This window comes from Massilia paldalensis, assembly GCF_044901715.1.
GTDB classification, from domain to species: Bacteria; Pseudomonadota; Gammaproteobacteria; order Burkholderiales; family Burkholderiaceae_D; genus Telluria; species Telluria paldalensis.
Map to the genome: position 1 here is coordinate 1,012,579 of NZ_JBJCIU010000001.1, position 22,755 is coordinate 1,035,333.

Here is a 22,755-nt window from a genome sequence, read left to right on the forward strand (position 1 = left end):
TGGTCATCCTTTCGCGGCGGCGGCAGCGCCCGTTGCAGCGTCGTTGCGGCCGACGGTCAGGCGCTGTTCCAGTGCGCGGATCCAGCGCGGCGCGCGCGGATCCGTGCGCCAGCTGCGCATCGTTTCGTGGACGCCGTCGAGCAGCGCAGCGGGCAGTTTGAGGGGGCGCGTCTGGTCCATCAGCAGGCGGGTCGTCAGGTGGTAGCCGAGCACGCGCGTGGCCAGGCGCGACAGCGAAAAGTCCGGCAGCGCCAGGCGCGCCACGCCGTCGATCGTGCGCACCAGGCCGACGCAGACGGCGAACGCCAGGCGCGCCGGCAGCGACACGTGCCGCGTGAGGCCGAAGGCGCGCGAGGCGGCCGGACCGCACAGCCGGCGCGTGAGCAGCACGGGGAAGGGTTTCAGCAGGCGCAGCGGGATGTAGTGCTGCAGCGCCGCCACCAGGTCGGCCGCCAGCGCAGGACGCGGGTCGGGCTGGCCGTCGCCGTGGTGGTGGACCGCGTCCCGGCCGGTCGCCTGGAACGCGTCGAACAGCGCCTGCGCCTCGTCCATCGTGTCCGCCATCAGGCCCCGTTCGATGCCGAGCAGGTGGCCCAGCACGTTCCAGGTGTGCAGGTAGGCCTGTTCGTCCGCGGCGCCGGCCGGGATGCGGAGGTCGCGCATGCCCTTCAGGAACACGTAGTTGAAGGTCAGCAGCGTGTACGCCAGCTCCTGCTGGTTGCAGGGCAGGCCGCGGCGGTCGATGTCCCAGCCGCGCGCATACAGCGTGTGGTGCACGCCTTCGCCGCGCGGGGCGATGCGGGGCAGGCGGCGCGGGGCGACGAGGGCGTCGGCCGCGTCGCCGCGCAGGATCAGGTGGCGGATCGTCGCATGGATCAGGCGCACCTTGAGCGCCTGCGCGACCCCGCCGCCGTCGGGATCCGTCAGGCCGCCGCGCAGCATGACGGGGAAGATCATCGCGGCGGTGGAGCGCACGCGGTAGTCCGTATGGCGTTCGAGCTGGCCGGCCGCGTGCAGCACGGCGGCCAGGTCGGGCATCACGTAGCACTGCGGCAGGCTGGCGCAGAACAGCAGCGTGCACGACGCCATGCTCATGTCCATGAACAGGTCTTCGGCGCGCGCGATGGCGTCGGTGTCGGCCCATGCCGGCAGCGCGCGGGCGGCGGCCACGTAGTCTTCCAGCGCACCCGCCATGTGCGGCGGCAGGCCGGGGCTGGCGCGCCAGCCGTCCAGGTCGCGGTTATGTTGCCAGCGCGCGATTTCGGCGTTCAGCAGGCCGATCGCGGCCAGGTCCGGGCCGGCGCCGCCGGCGGGACCGAGGGCACGCGCGATGGCGGCGTCGGCCAGCGGGTCGGCGCGCAGGGCCGGATTGTCCGCTGCCAGCGGCAGTTCCTCGCGCATCATGCGGCCTCCTTCAGGGCGACCGGCATTGCTGCCGTACCCGCGCCATCCGCCGCCGGCACGTCCTGGCGGCGCGCGGCGCGCCAGCGCAGCAGGCCGCAGGCCGCCGTCAGCAGGGGAAAGCCCATCGCGAACAGGGCGATCGTGCGCGCCTCGTGGGGGTAGCCCAGGCAGACCTGGAACACCATCAGGCCGGCGTACACGGACAGGGGCACCAGCACGTGGCGCGTGGTGGCCGGATGCGAGGGCGCCGCCGGGCGCTTGCGCAGCAGCAGGCGGAAGGGCAGGCCGATCGCGAACGCCACGATCATCCAGCCGGCGAAGCCCTCGATGGTCTCGCCGAACCACCAGCCGTCGGTGCGGGTCATGATCCAGGCCTTCAGCACGTGGACCATGTAGGGGTCCACGCCCAGGTCGTAGCAGGTCACGACCATCGCCCCGACGACGGCCATCAGGACCGCCATGCCGCGCGAACCCTCGGGAGCGTCGGGCGCCTGCCAGACGATCAGGTTCGCGATCACGTAGCCGCAGTAGGACAGCGCGAACCACATCATCGGGATCACCACCGGCACGGCCAGCAGGCGCGGGCCCAGCACATCCGTGTAGTGGTAGTCGCCGAAGAACCAGCCGAGCGTGGCCCCGAGCTGTTCGGCGAGCCAGCCCGCGGACATCGCGATCAGCACCAGGGCCAGCGCCGCGCGGCTGCCGAGCAGGTGGATCGCGCTGGCCCAGCAGCAGCCGAACATCAGCAGCGAGCTCGCCACCAGCAGCGGCGTGGTCTCGGCATAGCCGCGCGCGCTCAGCAGGACGAGGAAGCCGGCCAGCAGGCAGAAGGCGGCGATGGAGGGGATGCGCGAGGATCGGTGCAGCAGCGAGGTCATGGCGATGGCTCCTTGGTGCAGGGTGGAACGTGACGCAAACATGGGAAAGCGCCGCGGGGGGCAGCGCCGCGCTTTCCGGCCAGGGTTAGAAGAAGCGGTAGTCGAAACGCAGGTCGGCGGTGCGCGGGTTGCTCGGCACCGTCAGGCCCGCCCCGCTGATCGTCAGCGGACGGACCTTGTCCTCGAGGTTGCGCACGCGCGCCTGCAAGCTCCAGCGCGCGCCGTCCGGCTCCCAGCCGAGGCGCAGGTCCGACTCGGCATGGCCGGGGATGCGGAACTTGAGCTGCTGCGACGGCACCGAGATCAGGTAGGCGGAGCTGACGCGGGTGCCCACGGCGCCCACCAGGCTGCCGCCCGCAAGGCGCAGGCGGTGCTCGTAGCCGAGCGAGGCGGTGCGGGTCGGCGTACGGTCCAGCTTCGTGCCGGCCCACGAGTGCACGCCGTCCGGCGCATAGCGCGTGTAATGGGCGTCGAGCAGCGTCAGCGCATACGTGAAGCGGTCCACCGCGGTGGCCAGCAGCTGGCCGTCCGCTTCCAGGCCGCGCACGCTCGCTTCGCCCGCGTTGACCGTCTCGTAGCGCGGCTTGGCGTTCACCACCGCCTCGGCCGACAGCTGCAGGTTCTTGTAGTCGTAGTGGAAGGCGGCCAGGTTCAGGCTGGCGCGGTTGTTCCAGAAGCGGGTCTTCAGGCCGGCCTCGTAGGCGCGCACGGTTTCCGGCTGGTAGACCAGGCTCTCGGCCGGTACGGCGCTGCCGGCCGGGCAGCCGACGCCGTTCGCGCTGGCGCCCGCCACGCAGCCGTCGTTGAAGCCGCCCGACTTGTAGCCGGTGGCGACCGAGCCGTACACCATCGTGGCAGGCGCCAGGTCGTAGTCCAGGCCCAAGCGCCAGGTGGTCTTGTTGCTGGAGATGCTGCCGACGTTCAGCTCGCGCAGGTCGGTGGCGGGGTTGTAGTTGGCCGTGCGCTGGTAGCCGATGGTGCCCGTGCGCGACTTGTCGTCGTCCGTGAAGCGTACGCCCGCGGTGGCGCGCAGGCCGTCGACGATGCGGTAGCTGGCCTGGCCGAACAGCGCCTTGCTGCGCGACTCGACCGGGTCGTTGTGGAACACGTAGTAGGGCGGCAGGCCGGCCCGTTCGAGGTCGCGGAAGTTGTACAGGTCGCTGGCCTCCTCGCGGAACCAGTACACGCCGGCCTGCGCCTGCAGCGCACCGTCGCCCCGGGTGGCGACGCGCAGCTCGTGCGAGTCCTGCTGGTAGTCGCCGTCGAAGTGCTGGCGCACGCCCAGGGCCACGGCCGGAGCGACGCGGTAATAGAAGTTGTACAGGTACTGGTGCTCGTAGTCGCGGTGCGATCCCAGCCAGGACAGCGTGATGGGGCCCAGGTTCCAGTTCAGTTCCGTCGACAGGCTGGACGTCTTCTTGTGCGAATAACCCTGCTCGGTTGGCGCGTTGAACGGCACGAAGCGGTTCGTGAGCACGCGGTCGGTGCTGTCGCCGTTCCACACGGGCCTTCCGCTCGGGATGCCGCGGTAGAAATTGGTGTCGGGGACGCTGGCGTCGTTGTTGGTGTCGTCGCGGCTGGTCTCGTAGCGCACCAGCAGGTCGGCGTCCTGGCCCAGCTTGAACTTGGCCGACAGGCGCGCGGCGCGGTCGTCGCGGTCCAGGCCCAGCTTGCGTGCCGTCCCCGTGCCGTTGCGCAGGTAGGAGTCGTGTTCGTTCCAGGTGAACGCGGCGCGCAGTGCCAGCACGTCGTTGACGGGCAGGTTGAGCATCGCGTTGACCTTGTGGGTGGCGTAGTCGCCGACGGTGACGGCGACCGCCCCTTCGCGCTGCCACACGGGCGCCTTGCTGATCACGTTGACGACGCCGGCCGTCGTGTTGCGGCCGTACAGCGTGCCTTGCGGGCCGCGCAGCACTTCGACGCGGTCGATGTCGTAGAACGAGACGTTCTGGCTCTGCGGGCGGGCGACGTAGATACCGTCGACCATGAAGGCGGCGGACGGATCCCCTTTTTCCGTATTGTCCGAGCTCGAGATGCCGCGGATCGTGATGCGCAGCCCGTCGTAGGAATTCTGCAGATAGGTATTCGGCAGGCGGTCGGCGATGTCGCCGGGCGTGTCCAGGCCGGCCTTGTCGAGTTGCGCGCCGTCCAGCACGCTCATCGCCACCGGGGTCTTGGATTCCGGGGTGGCGGTGCGTTGCGCGGTGACGATGACTTCCTGGATCGCTGCCTGGTCGTTGCCCGCTGCCGGCGGCATCGCCTGGGCGTGGGCGGCACCCCAGGCAATGCCCGAGATGGCGAGCGCGAGGGCGCGCGGCGCCGTGCGACCTTGTTGCTTTTTCATGAACATTCCCATTGCTATTATGTTTCTGCTACCGGTGCGGCCTGTCTGCCGACACCTCTGCTACCACCCAGTGGATTTTGGTGAGATTTTATTTCCGGCGGGTGAAACCCAGCAGTCTATCAGTTAGTACCGATACGAAATAGTGTTCAATAACCACAGATCAGTCACACAGGAACTGTAACTTGCACAAATGTCAGTATAACTTTATTTCTCGCTAGAAATAAGATGGGAGGCGTCGCTCGCGGGTGCCGTTGTGTTTCCGGCAAGGGAAAAATGTCATGCTGGGTTGACGAGGGAAGTCAGTACCATGTCTTCCCAGCGGCCGGCGATGCAGAGGTAGGAGCGGGCCAGGCCTTCGCGCTCGAAGCCCAGGCGCTGCAGCAGGGCGGCGGAACGTTTGTTGGCCGGCATGTGGCTGGCCATGATGCGGTGCAGGCGTTCCTGGCCGAACATGTGGGCGATGCCGGCGGCTGCGACCTCCTGCATGAGCCCGGTGCCCTGGTGGGCCGCGGAAACGGACAGGCCCAGGTGGCAGGCCTGGAACACGCCGCGCACGATATTGGTGAAGGCGCAGGTGGCGACGATCTCGCCGCCGGCGCGGTCGAAGGCGATGAAGTGCAGGGCGCTGCCGGCATGCGCCTCGGCCAGCGATTGCGCGAGACGCTGGCGCGCCGCTTCCTCGCCGAAGTAGGCGGGCGTGCGCAGCGGTTCCCACGGCGCCAGGTGGGCGCGGTTGGCGATACGGTAGGCCTGCAGCAGCGGTGCGCAGTCCGGCGAGGGCACGGTGATGACCGTGCGCGGCGTATCGATGATGGGCAGTCCGCTCATCGGCAAATTGTACAACGGCCTTTTCGCGCCGCGGCCATGGGGCTGTCCCCGTGCGCCGGCGCACGACTGATGCCGCGCAAACGCTTGCCCGGTCCGGCATTTAACCTCGTTGCATGGTCGATGGCATGGAGGCGGACGGACATGGAGGCGGTCGAGGGCGCGAATCCTGATGTGAATCCTGTTTCGAATCCTGTTGCGACTCCGACCGGGAATCCAGCCGCGGATCCAGCCGCGCACAAGGACGCAGAGCGCGTCGGCAGCGCGGCGCCGCGCGTCAGCGTGCTGATGCCCACCTTCGAGCAGGCGGGCTTCATCGCCCGCGCGCTGGCCAGCCTGCAGGCCCAGACGCTGGCCGATTGGGAAGCCGTGGTCGTCGACGACGGCTCGCAGGACGGCACGCAGGCGGTGCTGGCGCCGTTCCTGCGCGATGCGCGCATCCGCTGCCTGCGCCTCGGCGAGAACGTCGGCCTCGGGCGGGCGCTGAACCTGGCGATCGAGGCGAGCCGCGCCCCCTTGCTGGCCTACCTGCCGAGCGACGACCTGTATTACCCGTCGCACCTGCAGGAACTCGCGGCGGCACTCGACGGCGCCCCCGCCGCCGTGCTCGCGTTCAGCGGCCTGCGCCATCACTACAAGTACCGGGATGCGAATGAGGCGCCGGATGCCGGCCTGCAGCTGGTGCAGGTCATGCACCGGCGCGTGGCCCCGCGCTGGATCGAGCGTGCCGAGCTCGAATCGGACGACCTGGAACGCCTGTACTGGTCGCGCCTGCGTGCTGTGGGAGCCTGCGTCGGCACCGGAGCCGTGACGTGCGAATGGGTGGCGCATCCGCAACAGCGCCACCGCCTGATGCGGGAACCGCAAGGCGGCCTGAATCCTTTCCGCCGCCACTACCGCGTGCGCACGCCGCTGCGTTTCCACATGACGACGGGCGACCCCGTCGACGAAGCGGCGCTGTACGGGCGCCTGCGTGCGCGGCCGCCGACCCCGCGCGCGACTGACGGCCTGACGATCCTGCTGGTCGGCGAGCTGGCCTACAATCCGGAACGCGTGCTGGCGCTGGAAGAACAGGGCCACAGCCTGTACGGACTATGGACGGACGCACCATACGGCTTCAACAGCGTCGGGCCGCTCGCCTGCGGCCACGTCGAGGAGCTGCCGCGCGGGGACTGGCGGGTGGCGCTGCGGCAGCTGCAGCCGGACCTCATCTATGCGCTGCTGAACTGGCAGGCGGTGCCGTTTGCGCATGCCGTGCTGGACGCCAGCGCGGGCATCCCCTTCGTCTGGCACTTCAAGGAAGGGCCCTTCATCTGCCTGGAACAGGGCAGCTGGCCGCAGCTCATCGACCTGTACCGCCGCGCCGACGGCCGCATCTTCAGCAGTGCCGAGGCGCGCGACTGGTTCGAGCTCGCGGCGCCGGGCCTGGCCACGTCGCGGCCCTGCCACGTGCTCGACGGCGACCTGCCCAAGCGCGACTGGTTCGATGCGCCGGCCTCGGCGCTCCTGTCGGCAAGGGACGGCGAGCTCCATACGGTGGTGCCGGGACGGCCCATCGGCCTGCATCCGCCCGACGTGGGCGCGCTGGCCGCCCTCGGCATCCACCTGCACTTCTACGGCGACTTCACGCAGGGCCAGTGGCGCGAATGGATCGCCCGCGCACGCGCGCTGGCGCCACGCCACCTGCACCTGCACGGCCACGTCGCCCAGGACCGCTGGGTCCAGGAATTCTCGCGCTACGACGCCGGCTGGCTGCACTGCTTTTCCAGCCACAACGGGGGTGACCTGCGGCGCGCCGACTGGGACGACCTGAACATCCCCGCGCGCGTCGCGACGCTGGCGGCGGCGGGGCTGCCCATGATCCAGCGCGACAACGGCGGCGCCACGGTCGCGAGCCAGGCGCTCGTGCGCGGCATGGACATCGGCATCTTCCATCGCGATCTCGACGACCTGGCGGCGCAGCTGCGCGACGGTGCGCGCATGCAGGGCTTGCGCGAGCGCGTGTGGGCGCGGCGCATGTCGTTCTGCTTCGATACCCACGTGCCCGGCTTGCTGGACTTTTTCCGCCGCGTCATCGCCTCGGCGGACAAGGGGGCGCGGACGGCAGCATGAAACGGTGGCACGAGATAGTGGCACGTGACCACACGGCGTGACGACACGACGTGACGACGCGGCATGACGACACGACGGCGCGCCGCCGAACGGCCGCGAGCGCGCCGCAGGCAGTCCGTGTCAGCGCTGGCCCAGCAGGTCCGCGCGCGGCATGCCCCAGCCTGGCACGGGGGAGGGGCAGGGCGTATGCGCCATGGCGGCCACGTCCATCGTCGAGAAGTTGCGGCTGCCAGGCGGACCCCAGCGCACATCGGTGGCCAGTCCGCCGTCGAACGACGGGGCGCGGGCGAAACGCATCCAGGCGCCGACGTGGCAATCGTCGCGCGCGAGGGTGCGCAGCGTGGCCAGGCTGTGGCGTTCGTCCGATTGCCAGGCCAGGCCCGCGACGGCGACGGAATCGGTCTCGGCATCGGCGGCGGACCGGCCGGCCGCCGGGCCCGCGATCCGTGCAGGGCACGCGGACACGGCCGTCACGCCCGGCGCGATGCTGAGCAGGCCGCGGCGCAGGCGGTAGCTGCCGCCGGCGGCATCCTCGCCCACCGTGACGAAGGACCAGCACAACGGGTTCGCCGGATAGGCCGACAGGGCGATGTCGCGCAGCCGCTCGCCGGCGTCACTGCGCTGCAGCTGCGCCGCGATGATGCCGCGCGCCTCGTGCATGGCACCGGCCTGGATGGCGACGAAGGCCAGCGATGCCACCAGTCCGGCGACGAGGCCGGCGCGCCGGCGCGGCGGGCGGTGGACGGCGGTGCGGTTCGCATCGGCCGCGCCGCCGGGCAGCGCATCGATGGCCGGTGCAGCGACGTGGCGCTGGATCCAGGCCAGAACCAGGCCCAGCGCCAGCAAGCCGAGCAGCGAACCCCATTGCAGGAAGCCGCCCAGCGTGAAGCCGAGCGGCACCAGTGCCATCGCGGCCAGCAGCAGCCGGCGTGGCGAGGCTTTTTTCACCATGGCGGCCAGCGGAACGCCGAAGGCGATCCAGAACACGGGCTCGACGATGAAGACGAGGTCGCCGTAGTACCAGCGCGGGTCGAACGGCCAGAACGGATGCACGCCGTACACGTTCAAGCCGTCCATGCACAGGTGCAGCAGCAGGCCGGCGCCGGCGGCGAACACGGCGCCGCGGCGGGCGTGGCGGCTGTCGCGCAAGACCTGGCGCGCCGCCGGCCACAGCAGCCAGACGAGTCCCAGCAGCAGCGCCGCCTCGCCGATCGCGGCCAGCACCGTGTGCGTATGGCCGCGGTGGTGCAGCAGGTAGCCGAGCGGGGCGTCCAGCAGGGGCGTGAGCACCAGGTCCAGGTCGGGGAAGTTGCTGGCCAGGCAGCACACGGTCAGCAGCAGGCGCGTGCGCCGGTGTTCGTTGGCAAGGTCGGCTTCGGGAGGCAGGCTGCGGTCGATCAGGGCGCCGACACCGAGGCCGACGACGGAGTGGGTGAGATTGTCCATCCTTCAATCTTACCTGCATTGCAAGCCTGGCGTTGTTTTGATGGGATCGCCACGCCAAGGCAGTACCGAACTATTTGCAACTAACCGATATCATCTTTAGCCACGTCGAGTAGGCCAGCGCTGCGACGCCGAAGTGTCCCGACTCCTCCGTATTTAAAGTACCGCGCGACCGATCCCTGCCGTGGCGAGGTCCGGAACGGCGCGTGTTCAAGCGGGCGCTGCATTTCTCCGGTTTGGTACAAAGTGGCTGCGCTTGTCTTTACGGGAGGCGCCGGTGAAGCTCACTTTCTTATGCGGAACGATTTTCCTTGTCGGTGCCTTCACGAGCATGCATGCGATGGCGCAATCCGCCACAGTGCCTTCCCGTGCCGAAGCAGCGATCACGTCACTTGGCTACCGTCTCATCGACCTGACACCTGACGACGGGCTGGCGCCCTGGATCGACCTGGCCGGCCTCTGGGGTAGCATGAGCGCCTCGATCCAGCGGCCATCAGGGGGAACACTGCATGATTTCCTGGATCAGCATGGTCAATTGAGCTTGTCCGACGGCGGCAATGCCGTCTTCGGAAACAGCTCCTCTGACGGCTTACTGCTCAGCCTCAACCTCGTCGACCGCAACACCTACATCGCCGGCACTTCCGACTACAGCTTTCGGCTTTCACCGAACACGCAAGTGATTTTCACGGCCGACGCCCAGGTTGCCAGCTACAGCGGCGTCAATGATGTCAGGACCGCTGCGTCGGCAAGCCTGTATGGGTCATCCTATGACGGCGAGCAAATGCCTGGAACTACATCGATCGGCACGAGCGGCACGGCGCAGCAATCGGCAATGCTGGAAATACTGTACCGTTCCGGATCGGTCGAAGGCGGCGGCTTCGTGAGCTTGATCGGTAGTCTGGAAGGCATGGTCTCGCCAGTTCCGGAGCCGTCCCGGCTGCCGATCCTCCTGCTGGGCCTACCCGTCGTCTACGCTGCAGCGCGTCGCCGGCGCACGGGTGCCTGACGCGCCGATCGACTCGCTCGTCCGCGTGGGGGGGGGAGCGGACCATGCGGCGCTGTGCCATCGGCGCGCCGCCATCGCTCATCCGAATGCCAGCGTGGCGACGTAGCCGGCGGGTACGGACAGGGGCACGCAAGTACAGGCCTGCAGGGCCGCTTCGTCGCCGTCGATCCATTCGCGCAGCGGCCAGCCCAGGCATTTGAGGCGCGCCTCGTGTTCGCTCCACGCGCGGGCGAAAGCGGCATCCCGTTCGCCGTCGGTCAGGGCGGCGAGTGCCTCAGCGACGACCGGGCCCAGGTAGTCGCGCGCCACCGCCCGCCAGTCCGGCACGGGCACCACTTGCATGACGTCGATGCCCACCCGACCGTCGAAGCGGAACGCCGCCAGCGACAGCCCGCCGTCGTGGCTGATGGCCGCCGCGGCGCGGTGCGTGCCGCCGACGAGGGCGTAGGGCGCTTCGCCACTGCCCGGCGGGGCGTGCAGCACGACGGCCTGCGCCGCCACGCCGCAGGCCTGGACAATCGCCGCGTGCAGCGCCGCGCGGATGGCTGCCCTGGCGGCCTCGCGCCCGGCCTGGCCGGCCACGCCGACGACGGCGATCTGGCCGGCGCTCCAGTCGGTGTCGGGAGCGAAGCCGCCATCCACCGTCCACCAGCGCACGGGCGGGGCCATCGTCACATCCGCTGCGGCGCGGCCGGAAGGCCGTTCCAGGCGGTGGCGGCCGGGATGTGCTCGCCCTTCATGACGAGGGTCAGCGGGCCGATGCGGGCGTTGTCGCCCACGCGGGCGCTGTACAGGACGGCGCTGCGCGGTCCCACGTAGACCTTGCTGCCGATCTCCACCTCGTCGATCTTCATCACGCGGTCCTCGAACAAGTGCGTCTGCGGGCAGGAGAGGGCATTGAGCTCGCTGTGGTCGCCGATCGTCACGCAATCGAATTCCGTGATGTCCGTCGTGTCCATGTAGACGCCGCGGCCGATGCGGCAGCCCAGCAGGTTGAACGCGAGCGGCAGCCACGGCGTGCCGCGCAGGTAGCGCATGAAGTTGGGCACGGCGATGCCCTCGTACATATTGGTCACGCCTTCGGACAGCCACACGAACGGCGTCCACATCGGATCCGCGCGTTTCTTGTAGCGCCCCAGCAGCAGCCATTTGAAGGCGAGCACGAACACGAAGTTGCCGACGCCGAAGGCCAGGCCGATCAGCGCCAGGTCCCACAGCACTTCGCCCCAGCGCCCGGCGCCGGCCAGCGGCATCAGGTCCAGCACCACCGTGTAGCCGACGGCGATCACGAGCGCGTGCGGGGCCACGATGCGGAAGCCCTCGACCAGCGTGCGGCCCAGGCGGCGCAGGGCCGACGGGCGGTAGGTCAGGTGTTCCGGGTAGCCGCTGGTCTGTTCCCGTGCCGGCAGGTGGATCGGCGGCGAGCCGAGCCAGGTGTCGCCGCCCGTCATGCGTTCGTTGCGCGGCGCATGCGTGTGCACGCCCACCAGCACGCCCTCGGGCAGCACGGTGCCGTCCGGGATGTAGCTGCCGTTGCCGACGAAGGAGCGGTTCGAGACGACCGTCGCTTCCATCGTCATCCAGCCGCCGTCGATCTGCTCGTCGCCCAGCATGACGGCGTCGGCGATGAAGGTCTCGTCGCCCAGCGTCAGCATGTCCGGCACCACGCCCAGCGCCGTCGAGATCTCGGCGTCGCGCCCGACCTTGGCGCCCAGCAGGCGGTACCAGAACGGCGCGAACACGGTCGCGTAGATGCCGTGCAGGACGTTCAGGCTCGATTCCTGGATGTGGCTGACCAGCCATTTTTTACAATAGGTATTGCTGTGCACCGCCGAGCGGCCCGGGGTCAGGCGCGGCAGGAAACCCCAGCGGATCGCCGCCGACACCAGCATCGTCAGCGCGATCAGCACGGCGCTGGCCGGCAGCGCCAGCACGAAGTAGCGCGCCAGCTGGCCCCAGATGGAGTTCTGGTGGAAGCCGGGCAGGGCGCCACGCTCGTCGAACCAGTCGATCAGCACGAAGCTTGGGAACACGGGCATGAAGAACACCGTCGCCACCAGCAGGATGCCGAACACGAAGAACAGCGCTTCGCCGGCCAGGCGCGCGCGGCTGACGGGTGGCCGTGGCGGCAGCGTCGACGGGTCGAAAGCGCCCGCATCGCGCGCCGGCGAGCCGCACCACACGCGCCCGTCCGGCACGACCGCGCCGTCGTGCAGCGCCGACTGGCCCTCGAGGTGGCCGCGCCGGCCCACGCGGGTATTGCCTTCCAGGATGGCATAGGACGAGACGCAGGCATCGTCGTCGAGCACGATCTCGCCCAGGACGAGGCGGCCCCGTTCGACGCGCGCGTTCTCGAAATTGACGCCGTTGCCGATGCTGACGTTGTCGCCGATCGTGAGGAGTTCCGGCGCGCGCAGCGTCATCGAGCCGATGACGACGTCGCGTCCCACCCTCGCGCCCAGCAGGCGCAGCCACCAGGCGTACAGCGAGGAGCCGGCCAGCAGGTAGGTGGGCGCCGCCTCGACCAGGCGGTCCGCCAGCCACCAGCGGAAATAAGTCATGCCCCACAGCGGATAGGAGCCCGGCCGCAGCCGGGGTGCGACCACGCGCTTGCCCACGATGGCGATGAGGAACTCGGCCAGTGTCGCCAGCAGGAACACCCCCAGCGACGCGGCGATCGCGCGCGCCACCGAGTCGCCCGGGTCGCCCGTATAGAAGTGGTAGGTGAAGAACGGCGCCAGCCACTGGGCCATGCGCAGCGTGACGAGCACGGGCAGCGTCGCCAGTTGCGCCAGGCCGCACAGCCAGCGCCGCGAGGCGGGCGGCGGCGTCCAGTCTTCCTCGATGGCGGCCGTGCCCGCGGCCTGGTCGAGGCTGGCGGCGATGGCGCCCAGTTGCCGGTGCTGGTAGATGTCGCGCACCGTCACGTGGGCGAAGCGCGGGTCGGCGCGCAGCAGCGTGGCCAGGCGCGCGGCAAAGAAAGAGTGGCCGCCCAGGTCGGAGAAGAAGTCCAGTTCGCGCCGGACCGGCTGGCCCGGGAACAGCGTGGCGAGCGCGGCGAACAGCGCTTCCTCGCCCGGCGTCTCGGCGATGTCCGAGTCGGCCGGGTCGCTGGGCAGCGGCGCCGACAGGGCCATGGCCTTCAGCGCCTTGCGGTCGATCTTGCCCGAGGTCAGGCGCGGCATCACGGGCAGCGTCTCGAAGCGGCTCGGCACCATGTACGGCGGCAGCCGCTCGGCCAGCGCGCGGCGCAGCGTGGTCGGGCTCAGTTGGTCGTCGCGGGCGCCGGCGGCCGGCACCAGGTAGGCGACGAGGCGGTCGATGCCGTCGTCCTTGCGCAGCAGGACGGCCGTCGTGCCCACGCCTTCCTGCTGCGCCAGCACGGCTTCGATCTCTCCCAGTTCGACGCGGAAGCCGCGGATCTTGACCTGGTCGTCCGTGCGGCCCAGGCACACGACCTGGCCGTCCGCTTCGATGCGGGCCAGGTCGCCCGTGCGGTACAGGCGGGTATCGTCCGGCCCCGCGCTCCAGGGATTGGCGAGGAATTTCTCGGCCGTGAGGTCGGGCCGGCCCAGGTAGCCGGCGGACAGGCCGGGACCGGTGATGCACAGTTCGCCCGTGTCGCCGCGCGGCAGGATCTGCAGCCCCTTGTCCATCTCCGTGGAGATCACCAGCAGGCCGTAGTTCGGCAGCGGCGTGCCGATCGTGATCGGCTTGCCGGGTTCCAGCGACGCCAGGCTGGCCGAGACGGTCGCCTCGGTCGGGCCGTAGGTATTGAACATCTGGCGGCCGGGGCGCGCGAAGCGCTCCACCACCGTTTCCGGGCACATCTCGCCGCCCAGGTTGATGATGCGCAGGCTCGGCACGTCCTCGGCGAACAGCGCCAGCAGCGTCGGCACCGCGTGCAGCACCGTCACGCCATTGTCGAGGAGCAGGCGCGGCAGCGCTTCCGGATCGCCGGCCGCCTCCTTCGGTCCCAGCCACAGCGTGGCGCCGACCAGGTAGGAAATCCAGATTTCCTCGAAGGACATGTCGAACGCGACCGAGAAACCCTGGTAGACGCGGTCCGTCGCGCGCACGCCCAGCACCTCGTTCTCGCTGCGCAGGAAGTGGCAGATGCTGCGCTGGTCGATCAGGATGCCCTTCGGCTTGCCCGTCGATCCGGACGTATAGATGACGTAGGCGGGGGCGTCGCCCGGCACGGCGCCGCGCCGCTGCAGCACATAGCCGTCCGGCGCCGGGGCGAGCAGTTGCTCGGCCATGTGGACGGGCTGCGCCGTACCGGCGAAGTGCGGTCCCAGGCGCTCGCGCATGCGTTCGCTGGACACGAGCGCTGGCGACTGCGCGTCGTCCATGCACACGAGCAGGCGCTCGACGGGCGTGTCCTCGTCGACGGGCAGCCAGGCGGCGCCGGCCTTGGCGATGGCGGCCTGCATGACGAGCAGGTCGATCCCCCGCGGCATCCACAGCCCGACGATGTGGCCGGGCCGGATGCCGGCGTCGATCAGGCGCGAGGCGGCCAGGTCGGCGAGCGCATCGAGTTCGGCGTAGGTGAGGCTGCGCCCGTGCGTGACGAGCGCGAGCTGGTCGGGCGCGCGGCGCGCACTGCTTTCGAGCAAGTCGGCCAGGATTTCGTGGCGCAGCAGCTCGGGCTGGTGCGGACCGTGGAGGACATCGGGATGCCGTGTCAGGGTAGAAATGTCGTTCATCGACGGCTGCAGGTAAGGGCGGCAGAGGGGGAAAACAAGCACATGCGCGCATCCTACGCGATTTTGGAACGGCTTGGATGACCGTCGCGATTACGCACCGGTTTGGGGCATTTTTGATCCACATCAAATGTTAACCGGGAGGCGCATCGCTACAATTCGAGACAAGTTAATTGCCGCACGGAAATCAAAAGGAGCATGCCTTGCGTACCAATCTGCCCGTCACCGGGATCGAATACCACCTCAAGGAAGGCCAGTCCATCGTGTCGAAGACGGACACCAAGGGCCGCATCACCTACGTCAACCCGAACTTCATCGAAGCCAGCGGTTTTACGGAAGAGGAATTGATCGGCAAGGCCCACAACATCGTGCGCCATCCCGACATGCCGCCCCAGGCGTTCGCCGACCTATGGGAGACGCTGCAGGCCGGCGAGCCGTGGACGGGGCTGGTCAAGAACCGCCGCAAGAACGGCGATTACTACTGGGTCGTCGCGAACGTCGTGCCGATCAAGGAAGGCGGCCGTACGGTCGGCTACATGTCGGTGCGCACGCGTCCGGAGCGCGACCAGGTCGCGGCCGCCGAGGCGCTGTACCGGCGCTTCCGCGAAGGCCGCGCGGGCGGCCTGGCGATCCGCCGCGGCAAGCCCGTGGGCACCAGCCCCCTCGCGCGCCTGCTGGCCCTGCGCGCGCTGCCGCTGGGGCGGCGCCTCGGCCTGATGCTGGGCAGCCAGGCGGCGCTGCTGGTGGCGCTGGCCGGCGTCACCGACAGCCTCGTCTGGCGGGTGCTGGCGGCGCTGGGCGCCGGCCTCACGCTGCTGGCCTGGCACGAACTGCAATCGTCGATCGTCGGACCGATGGGCCAGGCGCAGGCGGCCGTGTTCGCGCTGGCCGGCGGCGACCTGTCCCACCTGCCGCCGCGGGGGCGCGACGACGAGATGGGCCGGCTGCTGCTGGCGCTGCGCCAGCTGAACATCAACCTCACGGCCGTGGTGGGCGACGTCAACGACAGCGTGACCTCGATCGAAGCGGCCACGCGCGACATCGCCAGTGGCAACGAAGACCTGGCGCGGCGCACGGAAGCGCAGGCCGCCAGCCTGGAGCAAACGGCCTCCAGCCTGGCCCAGGTGGCGGCGGCGGCCGGCCAGAACACGGACAGCGCCGTGCGCGCGGACGGCCTGGTCGGCGCCGCGTCCAGCGTGGCGGGCCGCGGCGGCGAGGCCGTCGAGGCGGTGGGCACGACGATGGATCAGATCAGCAGCTCGGCCACGCGCATCGTCGACATCATCGGCCTGATCGACGGCATCGCCTTCCAGACGAATATCCTGGCGCTGAACGCCGCCGTGGAAGCGGCGCGGGCGGGAGAACAGGGCCGCGGCTTCGCCGTCGTCGCGGGGGAAGTGCGCTCGCTGGCCCAGCGCTCGGCCACGGCCGCGAAGGAGATCAAGGCCCTGATCGACGACTCCGTCCACAAGGTGGGCCAGGGCAGCGAACTGGTGGGATCGGCCGGCCAGACCATGCGCCAGGTCGTGGGCGCCGTGAAGGACGCCGCCGCGATCATGCACGCCATCACGGCCGCGTCGCGCGAGCAGAGCCACGGCATCGCCCAGGTGAATGCCGCGATGGTCGAACTGGATGGCATCACCCGGCGCAACGCCGCGCTGGTGGAGGAATCGGCGACCGCGTCGAGCAGCGTCGCCGAGCAGGCCGTGCGGCTGGCGCAGGCCGTGTCGGTGTTCAAGGTCGAGCGGCGCGGCCGGGGCAGCTGATTATTTGGACTTGCGCACGAAGCTCGCGTCCAGCACCGACTGGTCGAAGCCGGGCGTGCCCCTGCCGTCCGACGCATAGCGGTACAGGACGGCCGCATAGATGCCGGAAAGGGTGGCATGAAAGAGGATGCAGGCCAGGACGGCCAGCAGGACCACGATGGCGAATACGATGAAGAGTGCCGGGCTGACGGCGCGCACGTTCAGCATCAGCGGCACCGCGAGCAATGACGTGACCGTCGCCAGGCCGAAGTAGATCACGCCGAACGCGGCGCCCAGTCCCGTCTGGCCGACGACGTTTTCGCCCCAGGTGCGCTTGAGCAGGGAAGTGCTCTCGGAGATCGCATCGATCGCGCCGCTATCCCGCACGACGATGACGGGCACCACCATGAACGTGGCCACCGCCCAGGCGGCGCCGACCAGGCCGATGACGAGGCGCCCGACGACACCGAGGCGTTCCTGGATCGCGCGCAGGATGACGCCGACGGTCGCCGAAATGACGGCGTAGCCGAGGATGGCGGGGAAACGGCTGTTGGCAATGCGCAGGCCGTCGCCCAGCGTCGGCGTGCCGCCGTCGAGCCGGATCATGACGGCGCCGACCAGTGCCGCATTGAAGTAGAAGATGACGACATACTGCACGACGTAGAACAGGAAGGCGGCACCGTACAGGCCTCCTTCGCCGATGCCGTCGATGGAGGCGAGGCCGAAGACCGGCAGCGCGAACGCGACGAGCACCAGTACCAGCGCCACCGAGGACAGAATGGGGAACAGCAGCAGGTGATTGTCCTGGCGCAGCACCTGGATGCTGGCGCGGACGAGATCGAAACTGCGCTTGATGCGGTCGAACATGACGTGGCTCCTCGGGATGCGGCGCACCGGCGGTGCGGTGCGCCCATCTTACCGGGGCCGCTGGGCCGAAAATGCGTGCTTTGTCACGCTGCGCCGATCAGCCGCCCGCGCGCTTCGGCTTGTGTCCCAGCTTGTCGAGGGTCTGCATGACGAGGTCGCAGTGGTCGCCCTGCACCTCGATCACGCCGTCCTTCACCGTGCCGCCCGTGCCGCAGGCCGTGCGCAGCTGCTTGCCCAGCGCCGCCAGCGCGACGGGGTCGAGCGCCAGTCCCTTGACGAGGGTGACCGTCTTGCCGCCCCGGCCCTTGCTCTGGCGCGACACGCGCACGACGCCGTCGCCGATGGGGGCGGCGCTGGCCTTGGCCTTGCAGGTGCAATCGGCCAGGGGATGGCGGCAGTCGGGGCACATGCGGCCGCTTTCGGTGGAGTAGACGAGGCCGCCGGTTGAACTACGTTTCATGCTGGGTCAAATGGGGAGCTACGGGAGGCGCAAGTGTAGCAGGCGACGGCCCGTCCTCGGTTCGTCCCTGGCTCGTCCCTGGTTTGTCCTTGCGCGGACAGCAGGGTTCAGTAGGGACTCGCCGCCGGCGCGCCGTCGAGCGTCGTCCATACGTCGTCCGGGAGCGAGCGGTCGCGGATGCATACCCGGTCGTGGTCTGGATAGGTGATGCGATACAGCGCCGCGCGCGTGCCGACGACCAGGCATCTGGTCGGCAGCGCGCTACGGTTGTGCAGCGTGTGTCCGACGGCGACGCCGCTGCGGAAGGTGGCAGCATCGCCGGGGCGCAGCACGGTCTCGGTCTCTCCTTCGACCAGCGTCACTTCCCCGTCGAGCACGTACACCATCTCGTCTTCCGCGCTGTGCCAGTGCTTGATCGAGGATTGCGCGCCGGGCTGCAGCACCTCGATGAAGGCGCCGAACTGGCTCAGTTGACCGGCCTCGGAGATCCACGCGGTCGTCACGTCCTCGGTCGATTCATGGATGAATTGGTCGGCAGTCAGGGCTGGCATGGCGATTCCTCGTGTGAATAGATAGCAATAGTGTACGTCGACGGCGCGCCCGTGATGCGGCTGCTTCAGGCCTCCGGGGCCACCCAGACGAGGTTCCACAAGTGGCCGTCGAGGTCCTCGAAGCCCTGGTCGACCATGAAACCGTGGTCTTCGGGCGGGTGCGGCGTGCGGCCGCCGGCGGCGACCGCCCTGGCGATCAGCGTGTCGAGTTCTTCCCGGCTTTCGCAGCTCAGGCCGATGACGAGCTCGTTGGCTTCCCTGGCCTGGGCGACGGGCTTGTCGATCAGGGACGCGAAGAAGGGCTCCGTCGTCAACATCGCCTGGATGGTGTCGCCGGCGATCTGCATCAATGCCGCGTTGTCGCTGCTGAAACGGTCGCTGAACGTGAAGCCCAGCGCGGAAAAGAAGGCCTTGGACTTGTCCAGGTCCTTCACCGGCACGTTGAGGATGATCTGCTTGTTCATGGTGTGTCCTTGTCGGAGGTTGGCTGGGAATCGCGGTTCCCAGCCTTACGACGAACGACGGGCAGCCGGATCGACACGTGATCGCGCCAGTCGTGTCGATCACTGGATGGAACGCCGACGCAACCTATCGCAAGCCGGAGCAGGCATGCGCCACAGTGCTGTTGCCGCTATTTCCGGTGGCGCAGCCCAACAGGCGGAGGCGGGATGAGCGCGGTATGATTGTATTAGCAAGGATTGTTCAGATGGTGTTGCCGATTCCGTCTAATTCTTATCGCTTGTTATGCGCAGTGAATTATTCATTAATAGTGGAAATAGGTTTGTCCAGCGGTCGACGATTCGATCAGGGCTGAATTGCCAGACACCCGGCAGTATGAATACACATTTTTAGATTGAAACTCTATGACAAACATCTTTTCCAAGAAAATTTTATGTACGTCCATGCGGCAAGTCCAGCACGGCGCCGGCTTGTTACTGGCTTGCGCACTCGCGGCATGTACGACCAGCCAGGGTCCGGCCGACGCGCCGGCCGCGCTGCAAGGCAGCGCGTGGCGCCTGGCCGGCTACACCCCCGCGACGGGCAATCCCCTGGCCGAGGTCCGGCCCGGCCAGATCGTCTTCACGTTCGGCAGCGACGGCCGCCTGTCGGCCAAGCTGGATTGCAACCGCGGCACCGGTGCCTACACGGCGACGCCGGACGGCCCCTCCCAGGGGAGCTTGCGCATGGGGCCGCTAGGGGTGACGCGCATGATGTGTCCTGAAAGCAACGCAGTCGGCGCCGCACTCGCACGCGATATTGAAAATCTTGCAAGTTATCGTCTGAGCGGCGATACACTCGTACTGCGTGGCGGACAAGGTAGCGGAACCTATGTCTGGGAGCGCGTCGCACCCTGAGGGAGAAGTGTGCCCTTGCCGGTAGCGACGCCGCTCCCGGCGGGGAGCCGGTGAGGGTCACGCGGCCACGAACACTGCATGGATGGGCAATGAGTCTGTTTGAACACTTGTTATTATTGGGCGTGCTGGTAATGGCCGCCGGCTTTCTGTCGTTGACGGAAATCTCGCTGGCGGGCGCGAGGAAGATAAAACTGAAATTGCTCGCCGAAGCAGGGGACGAGCGGGCGCGCAAGGTCATGGCATTACAGAGCCAATCCGCCGATTTCTTTGCCGCGTCCCAGATCGGTTTGAATGCGATTGCAATTCTGGGCGGTATTCTCGGTGAGGGCGCATTGCGGCCTTATTTCTCGGCCTGGCTGGCGATGTTTTATGACGGTCCCGGCAGCGAAAATATCGCGTTCGCCCTTTCTTTCGTTTTCGTGACGACGTTCTTCGTCCTGTTTTCCGATTTGATGCCAAAAAGGCTGGCGATGATCGCGCCCGAAAGCACGGCGATCGCCGTCATCGGGCCCGTCCTGTTCATCATCCGGCTGTTGCGGCCGTTTTCCTGGGCATTGAACGTCGTCGCCAATACCCTGTTCCGCCTCCTTGGCATCAACACCACGCGCGAAGACCGCATCACCTTTGACGAGATTTCCGCCGTCGTGGAAGCGGGCACACAGGCCGGGGTGCTGCAGAAGCAGGAGCAGCATTTCATCGAGAACGTGTTCGAACTCGAGTCGCGTGCGGTGACCTCGACGATGACCACCCGCGAGCACATCGTGTTCTTCACCCTGAACGAGACGGAAGACGGCGTGCGCCAGAAGATCGCCCGCCACGCCCTGTCCAAGTTCCCCGTCTGCGACGACACGATCGACCACGTCATCGGCTACGTCGATACGCGCGACATCCTGGTGCGCCTGTTGAACAACCAGTCCGGCTTCCAGCTGAGCGAATCGACGATCCGCACGGTATTGATCATCCCGGACACGCTGAGGCTGTCGGAATTGCTCGACCGCTTCCGTGCGACCAAGGAAACCTTCGCCGTGGTCATCAACGAATACGCGCTCGTCGTGGGCGTCATCACCCTGAGCGACATCATGGTCACCGTCATGGGCAAGTGGGGCAGCCCGCTCGAGACGGGCGAGCTGGCCACGCGCCGCGAGGACGGATCCTGGCTGATCGACGGCAGCACGCCCGTGGCCGACCTGAAGCGCCTGCTCGACCTGGCATCCCTGCCGGACGAGGAGCACTACGAGACGGCGGCCGGCTTCATGATGTACATGTTGCGCAAGATCCCCAAGCCGACCGACAGCGTCGAATGCGAAGGCATCCGCTTCGAGGTGCTCGACGTCGACCACTATCGGATCGACCAGTTGCTCGTCAAGCGCCTGGACGGCGGTTCGCCTCCCTGAGCGCGGCAGCCCAGCCTTTTTATAGGCGTTTCAAGCAGGATTCATCGTCCTGTTTTTGATCCACGTCAAAGATTTTGCTGAGTCCGCTCAATAAACTTGCTGTATAGAATGCCACGTCACCCCGTCGCGTGGCCCGGCAAGGAGCGTTTTTGATGAAGCTGTTCGATATTATTCCGGCAATTCCCGCCAGTGCCGCGAGCCTGGCCGCCACGGCGCTGCCCACCGTCGACTTCGACGCGGCACTGATCGCGCGCCTGTCCCGCTCGGGTCCGCGCTACACCTCGTACCCGACCGCCGACCGCTTCACCGAGGCGTTCGGCTACCACGACTTCCTGCGCGCCGTGGCCGACCTGCGCACGCGCGCCAGCGCCAAGCCGCTGTCGCTGTACCTGCACGTCCCGTTCTGCGACACGGTGTGCTACTACTGCGCCTGCAACAAGATCGTCACGAAGAACCGCGAGAAGGCCGCCACCTACCTCGGCTACCTGAAGCGCGAGGTCGAGATGCAGGGGCGCCTGTTCGCCGGCATGAACGAGGTCGAGCAGCTGCACTTCGGCGGCGGCACGCCGACCTACCTGTCCGATGCCCAGATGGGCGAGCTGATGGACCACCTGCGCCGCTGCTTCCGCTTCGCGCCGGACGAGGCGGGCGAGTATTCGATCGAGATCGACCCGCGCACGGTGTCGGAAATGCGCGTGCACAGCCTGCGCCGCCAGGGTTTCAACCGCCTGAGCCTGGGCGTGCAGGATTTCGACGCCGACGTCCAGAAGGCCGTCAACCGCATCCAGCCGGAGGCGCAGACGGTCGCCATCATCGACGCGGCCCGCGCGGCCGGCTTCCGTTCCGTCAGCATCGACCTGATCTACGGCTTGCCGAAGCAGACGCCGGGCACGATGCGCGCCACGCTGGACAAGGTCATCGCTGCCGATCCGGACCGCATCGCCGTCTACCATTACGCGCACATGCCGCACCTGTTCAAGCCGCAGCGCCGCATCCTCGACGGCGACATGCCGGACAGCGACACCAAGCTGGCCATGCTGCAGCTGTGCATCGAGAAGCTCACGGCCGCCGGCTACGTCTATATCGGCATGGACCATTTCGCCAAACCGGACGACGACCTCGCCATCGCCCAGCTGCAGGGCCGCCTGCACCGCAACTTCCAGGGCTATTCGACGCATGCGGATACGGACCTGGTGTCCTGCGGCGTCTCGGCCATCAGCGCCGTCGGCGCGACCTACAGCCAGAACGTCAAGACGCTGGACGCCTACTACGACGCCCTCGACCGCAACGAGCTGCCGGTGGCACGCGGCGTGCGCCTGTCGATGGACGATGCCTTGCGCCGCGCGCTGATCCAGAAGCTGATGTGCCAGTTCGAGCTGTCCGTGTCCGCCATCGAGCAGGCGTTTCCGATCGCGTTCGCGAAATACTTCGAGCCGGAGCTGGCCCGGCTGGCGCAGCTGGAACGCGACGGCCTGGTGACGGTGACGCCCGACTGGATCACCGTCACGATGAAGGGGCGCCTGCTGATCCGCAACGTGTGCATGGTGTTCGACCGCTACCTGGGCCAGCGCGGCGAAGCGCCGCGCCACTCGCGCACCGTCTGAACGGCGATCGGCCGCACCCGCGTCCGGCCAATCCGGATGACGATGCGCCGGTCATCCATGG

General features: G+C 68.3%; 18 protein-coding genes. 7 read left to right on the forward strand and 11 right to left on the reverse strand.

Annotated features, from left to right (window positions below; translation table 11 throughout):
• Positions 1 to 3 precede the first annotated feature (3 nt).
• The 4 genes from ACI1V7_RS04560 to ACI1V7_RS04575 form a co-directional block, all read right to left on the reverse strand.
• The gene (locus tag ACI1V7_RS04560) at positions 4 to 1,404 is read right to left on the reverse strand and encodes an oxygenase MpaB family protein (RefSeq protein WP_404530557.1); all 1,401 of its coding nucleotides are present in this window, start codon (positions 1,402 to 1,404) and stop codon (positions 4 to 6) included.
• A complete protein-coding gene (locus ACI1V7_RS04565; RefSeq protein WP_404530558.1) occupies positions 1,401 to 2,282 on the reverse strand; it encodes a carotenoid biosynthesis protein in 882 nt (293 codons plus the stop codon). The genes ACI1V7_RS04560 and ACI1V7_RS04565 overlap by 4 nt, the downstream gene beginning before the upstream one ends.
• Positions 2,283 to 2,367: 85 nt before the next feature.
• Positions 2,368 to 4,626, reverse strand: a complete 2,259-nt coding sequence (locus ACI1V7_RS04570; protein WP_404530559.1) for a TonB-dependent receptor — start codon at positions 4,624 to 4,626, stop codon at positions 2,368 to 2,370.
• 276 nt (positions 4,627 to 4,902) lie between these two features.
• A complete protein-coding gene (locus ACI1V7_RS04575) occupies positions 4,903 to 5,454 on the reverse strand; it encodes a GNAT family N-acetyltransferase (RefSeq protein WP_404530560.1) in 552 nt (183 codons plus the stop codon).
• A 285-nt stretch (positions 5,455 to 5,739) separates the two neighbouring features.
• Here ACI1V7_RS04575 and ACI1V7_RS04580 point away from each other — a divergent pair, with 285 nt between their 5' ends.
• Positions 5,740 to 7,563, forward strand: coding sequence for a glycosyltransferase (locus ACI1V7_RS04580; RefSeq protein ID WP_404531539.1), 1,824 nt, complete (start codon positions 5,740 to 5,742; stop codon positions 7,561 to 7,563).
• A gap of 120 nt (positions 7,564 to 7,683) precedes the next feature.
• Here the strand turns inward: ACI1V7_RS04580 and ACI1V7_RS04585 are convergent, their stop codons facing one another.
• Positions 7,684 to 9,009: a metal-dependent hydrolase gene (locus ACI1V7_RS04585; RefSeq protein WP_404530561.1), complete on the reverse strand. Its 1,326-nt coding sequence runs from the start codon at positions 9,007 to 9,009 to the stop codon at positions 7,684 to 7,686.
• 274 nt (positions 9,010 to 9,283) lie between these two features.
• On the opposite strand from ACI1V7_RS04585, the gene ACI1V7_RS04590 reads away from it, so the two are divergent.
• Entirely contained in the window at positions 9,284 to 10,012 is a 729-nt protein-coding gene (locus ACI1V7_RS04590; RefSeq protein WP_404530562.1) for a PEP-CTERM sorting domain-containing protein, read from the forward strand.
• 78 nt (positions 10,013 to 10,090) lie between these two features.
• Here ACI1V7_RS04590 and ACI1V7_RS04595 read toward each other — a convergent pair whose 3' ends face one another.
• On the reverse strand, positions 10,091 to 10,681 hold the full coding sequence (locus ACI1V7_RS04595) for a 4'-phosphopantetheinyl transferase family protein (protein WP_404530563.1): 591 nt from the start codon (positions 10,679 to 10,681) through the stop codon (positions 10,091 to 10,093).
• Positions 10,682 to 10,683: 2 nt separating this feature from the next.
• Complete coding sequence (locus ACI1V7_RS04600; protein WP_404530564.1) at positions 10,684 to 14,721, reverse strand: Pls/PosA family non-ribosomal peptide synthetase; 4,038 nt, start codon at positions 14,719 to 14,721, stop codon at positions 10,684 to 10,686.
• A 200-nt stretch (positions 14,722 to 14,921) separates the two neighbouring features.
• Here ACI1V7_RS04600 and ACI1V7_RS04605 point away from each other — a divergent pair, with 200 nt between their 5' ends.
• The gene (locus ACI1V7_RS04605) at positions 14,922 to 16,484 is read left to right on the forward strand and encodes a methyl-accepting chemotaxis protein (protein ID WP_404530565.1); all 1,563 of its coding nucleotides are present in this window, start codon (positions 14,922 to 14,924) and stop codon (positions 16,482 to 16,484) included.
• On the opposite strand, the gene ACI1V7_RS04610 is transcribed toward ACI1V7_RS04605, so the two are convergent.
• The 4 genes from ACI1V7_RS04610 to ACI1V7_RS04625 form a co-directional block, all read right to left on the reverse strand.
• Positions 16,485 to 17,330, reverse strand: a complete 846-nt coding sequence (locus tag ACI1V7_RS04610) for a DUF6159 family protein (RefSeq protein ID WP_404530567.1) — start codon at positions 17,328 to 17,330, stop codon at positions 16,485 to 16,487.
• A 97-nt stretch (positions 17,331 to 17,427) separates the two neighbouring features.
• Entirely contained in the window at positions 17,428 to 17,790 is a 363-nt protein-coding gene (locus ACI1V7_RS04615; protein WP_404530569.1) for a translation initiation factor Sui1, read from the reverse strand.
• A 107-nt stretch (positions 17,791 to 17,897) separates the two neighbouring features.
• On the reverse strand, positions 17,898 to 18,341 hold the full coding sequence (locus ACI1V7_RS04620; protein ID WP_404530570.1) for a cupin domain-containing protein: 444 nt from the start codon (positions 18,339 to 18,341) through the stop codon (positions 17,898 to 17,900).
• Positions 18,342 to 18,406: 65 nt separating this feature from the next.
• The gene (locus ACI1V7_RS04625; protein ID WP_404530571.1) at positions 18,407 to 18,805 is read right to left on the reverse strand and encodes a VOC family protein; all 399 of its coding nucleotides are present in this window, start codon (positions 18,803 to 18,805) and stop codon (positions 18,407 to 18,409) included.
• A 77-nt stretch (positions 18,806 to 18,882) separates the two neighbouring features.
• Between ACI1V7_RS04625 and ACI1V7_RS04630 the strand changes: the two genes are divergently transcribed.
• The 4 genes from ACI1V7_RS04630 (at position 18,883) to hemN (ending at position 22,694) form a co-directional block, all read left to right on the forward strand.
• Complete coding sequence (locus tag ACI1V7_RS04630; protein WP_404530572.1) at positions 18,883 to 19,155, forward strand: hypothetical protein; 273 nt, start codon at positions 18,883 to 18,885, stop codon at positions 19,153 to 19,155.
• 49 nt (positions 19,156 to 19,204) lie between these two features.
• The gene (locus ACI1V7_RS04635) at positions 19,205 to 19,696 is read left to right on the forward strand and encodes an META domain-containing protein (protein ID WP_404530573.1); all 492 of its coding nucleotides are present in this window, start codon (positions 19,205 to 19,207) and stop codon (positions 19,694 to 19,696) included.
• Positions 19,697 to 19,785: 89 nt separating this feature from the next.
• Positions 19,786 to 21,090 (forward strand): polyamine export protein PaeA, encoded by a 1,305-nt coding sequence (gene paeA / locus ACI1V7_RS04640; RefSeq protein ID WP_489672314.1) that lies wholly within the window; start codon positions 19,786 to 19,788, stop codon positions 21,088 to 21,090.
• Positions 21,091 to 21,242: 152 nt separating this feature from the next.
• Positions 21,243 to 22,694: an oxygen-independent coproporphyrinogen III oxidase gene (gene hemN, locus ACI1V7_RS04645; protein WP_404530574.1), complete on the forward strand. Its 1,452-nt coding sequence runs from the start codon at positions 21,243 to 21,245 to the stop codon at positions 22,692 to 22,694.
• Positions 22,695 to 22,755: the final 61 nt, after the last annotated feature.

Excerpts from the sequence above, each read along its gene's own strand:
- ACI1V7_RS04595 (WP_404530563.1), bottom strand. The coding sequence starts at position 10,681 with ATGGCCCCGCCCGTGCGCTGGTGGACGGTGGATGGCGGCTTCGCTCCC.
- ACI1V7_RS04620 (WP_404530570.1), bottom strand. The coding sequence starts at position 18,341 with ATGCCAGCCCTGACTGCCGACCAATTCATCCATGAATCGACCGAGGAC.
- paeA (WP_489672314.1), top strand. The coding sequence starts at position 19,786 with ATGAGTCTGTTTGAACACTTGTTATTATTGGGCGTGCTGGTAATGGCC.
- ACI1V7_RS04580 (WP_404531539.1), top strand. The coding sequence starts at position 5,740 with ATGCCCACCTTCGAGCAGGCGGGCTTCATCGCCCGCGCGCTGGCCAGC.
- hemN (WP_404530574.1), top strand. The coding sequence starts at position 21,243 with ATGAAGCTGTTCGATATTATTCCGGCAATTCCCGCCAGTGCCGCGAGC.
- ACI1V7_RS04635 (WP_404530573.1), top strand. The coding sequence starts at position 19,205 with ATGACAAACATCTTTTCCAAGAAAATTTTATGTACGTCCATGCGGCAA.
- ACI1V7_RS04575 (WP_404530560.1), bottom strand. The coding sequence starts at position 5,454 with ATGAGCGGACTGCCCATCATCGATACGCCGCGCACGGTCATCACCGTG.
- ACI1V7_RS04560 (WP_404530557.1), bottom strand. The coding sequence starts at position 1,404 with ATGATGCGCGAGGAACTGCCGCTGGCAGCGGACAATCCGGCCCTGCGC.
- ACI1V7_RS04625 (WP_404530571.1), bottom strand. The coding sequence starts at position 18,805 with ATGAACAAGCAGATCATCCTCAACGTGCCGGTGAAGGACCTGGACAAG.
- ACI1V7_RS04565 (WP_404530558.1), bottom strand. The coding sequence starts at position 2,282 with ATGACCTCGCTGCTGCACCGATCCTCGCGCATCCCCTCCATCGCCGCC.
- ACI1V7_RS04615 (WP_404530569.1), bottom strand. The coding sequence starts at position 17,790 with ATGAAACGTAGTTCAACCGGCGGCCTCGTCTACTCCACCGAAAGCGGC.
- ACI1V7_RS04610 (WP_404530567.1), bottom strand. The coding sequence starts at position 17,330 with ATGTTCGACCGCATCAAGCGCAGTTTCGATCTCGTCCGCGCCAGCATC.
- ACI1V7_RS04585 (WP_404530561.1), bottom strand. The coding sequence starts at position 9,009 with ATGGACAATCTCACCCACTCCGTCGTCGGCCTCGGTGTCGGCGCCCTG.
- ACI1V7_RS04600 (WP_404530564.1), bottom strand. The coding sequence starts at position 14,721 with ATGAACGACATTTCTACCCTGACACGGCATCCCGATGTCCTCCACGGT.
- ACI1V7_RS04570 (WP_404530559.1), bottom strand. The coding sequence starts at position 4,626 with ATGAAAAAGCAACAAGGTCGCACGGCGCCGCGCGCCCTCGCGCTCGCC.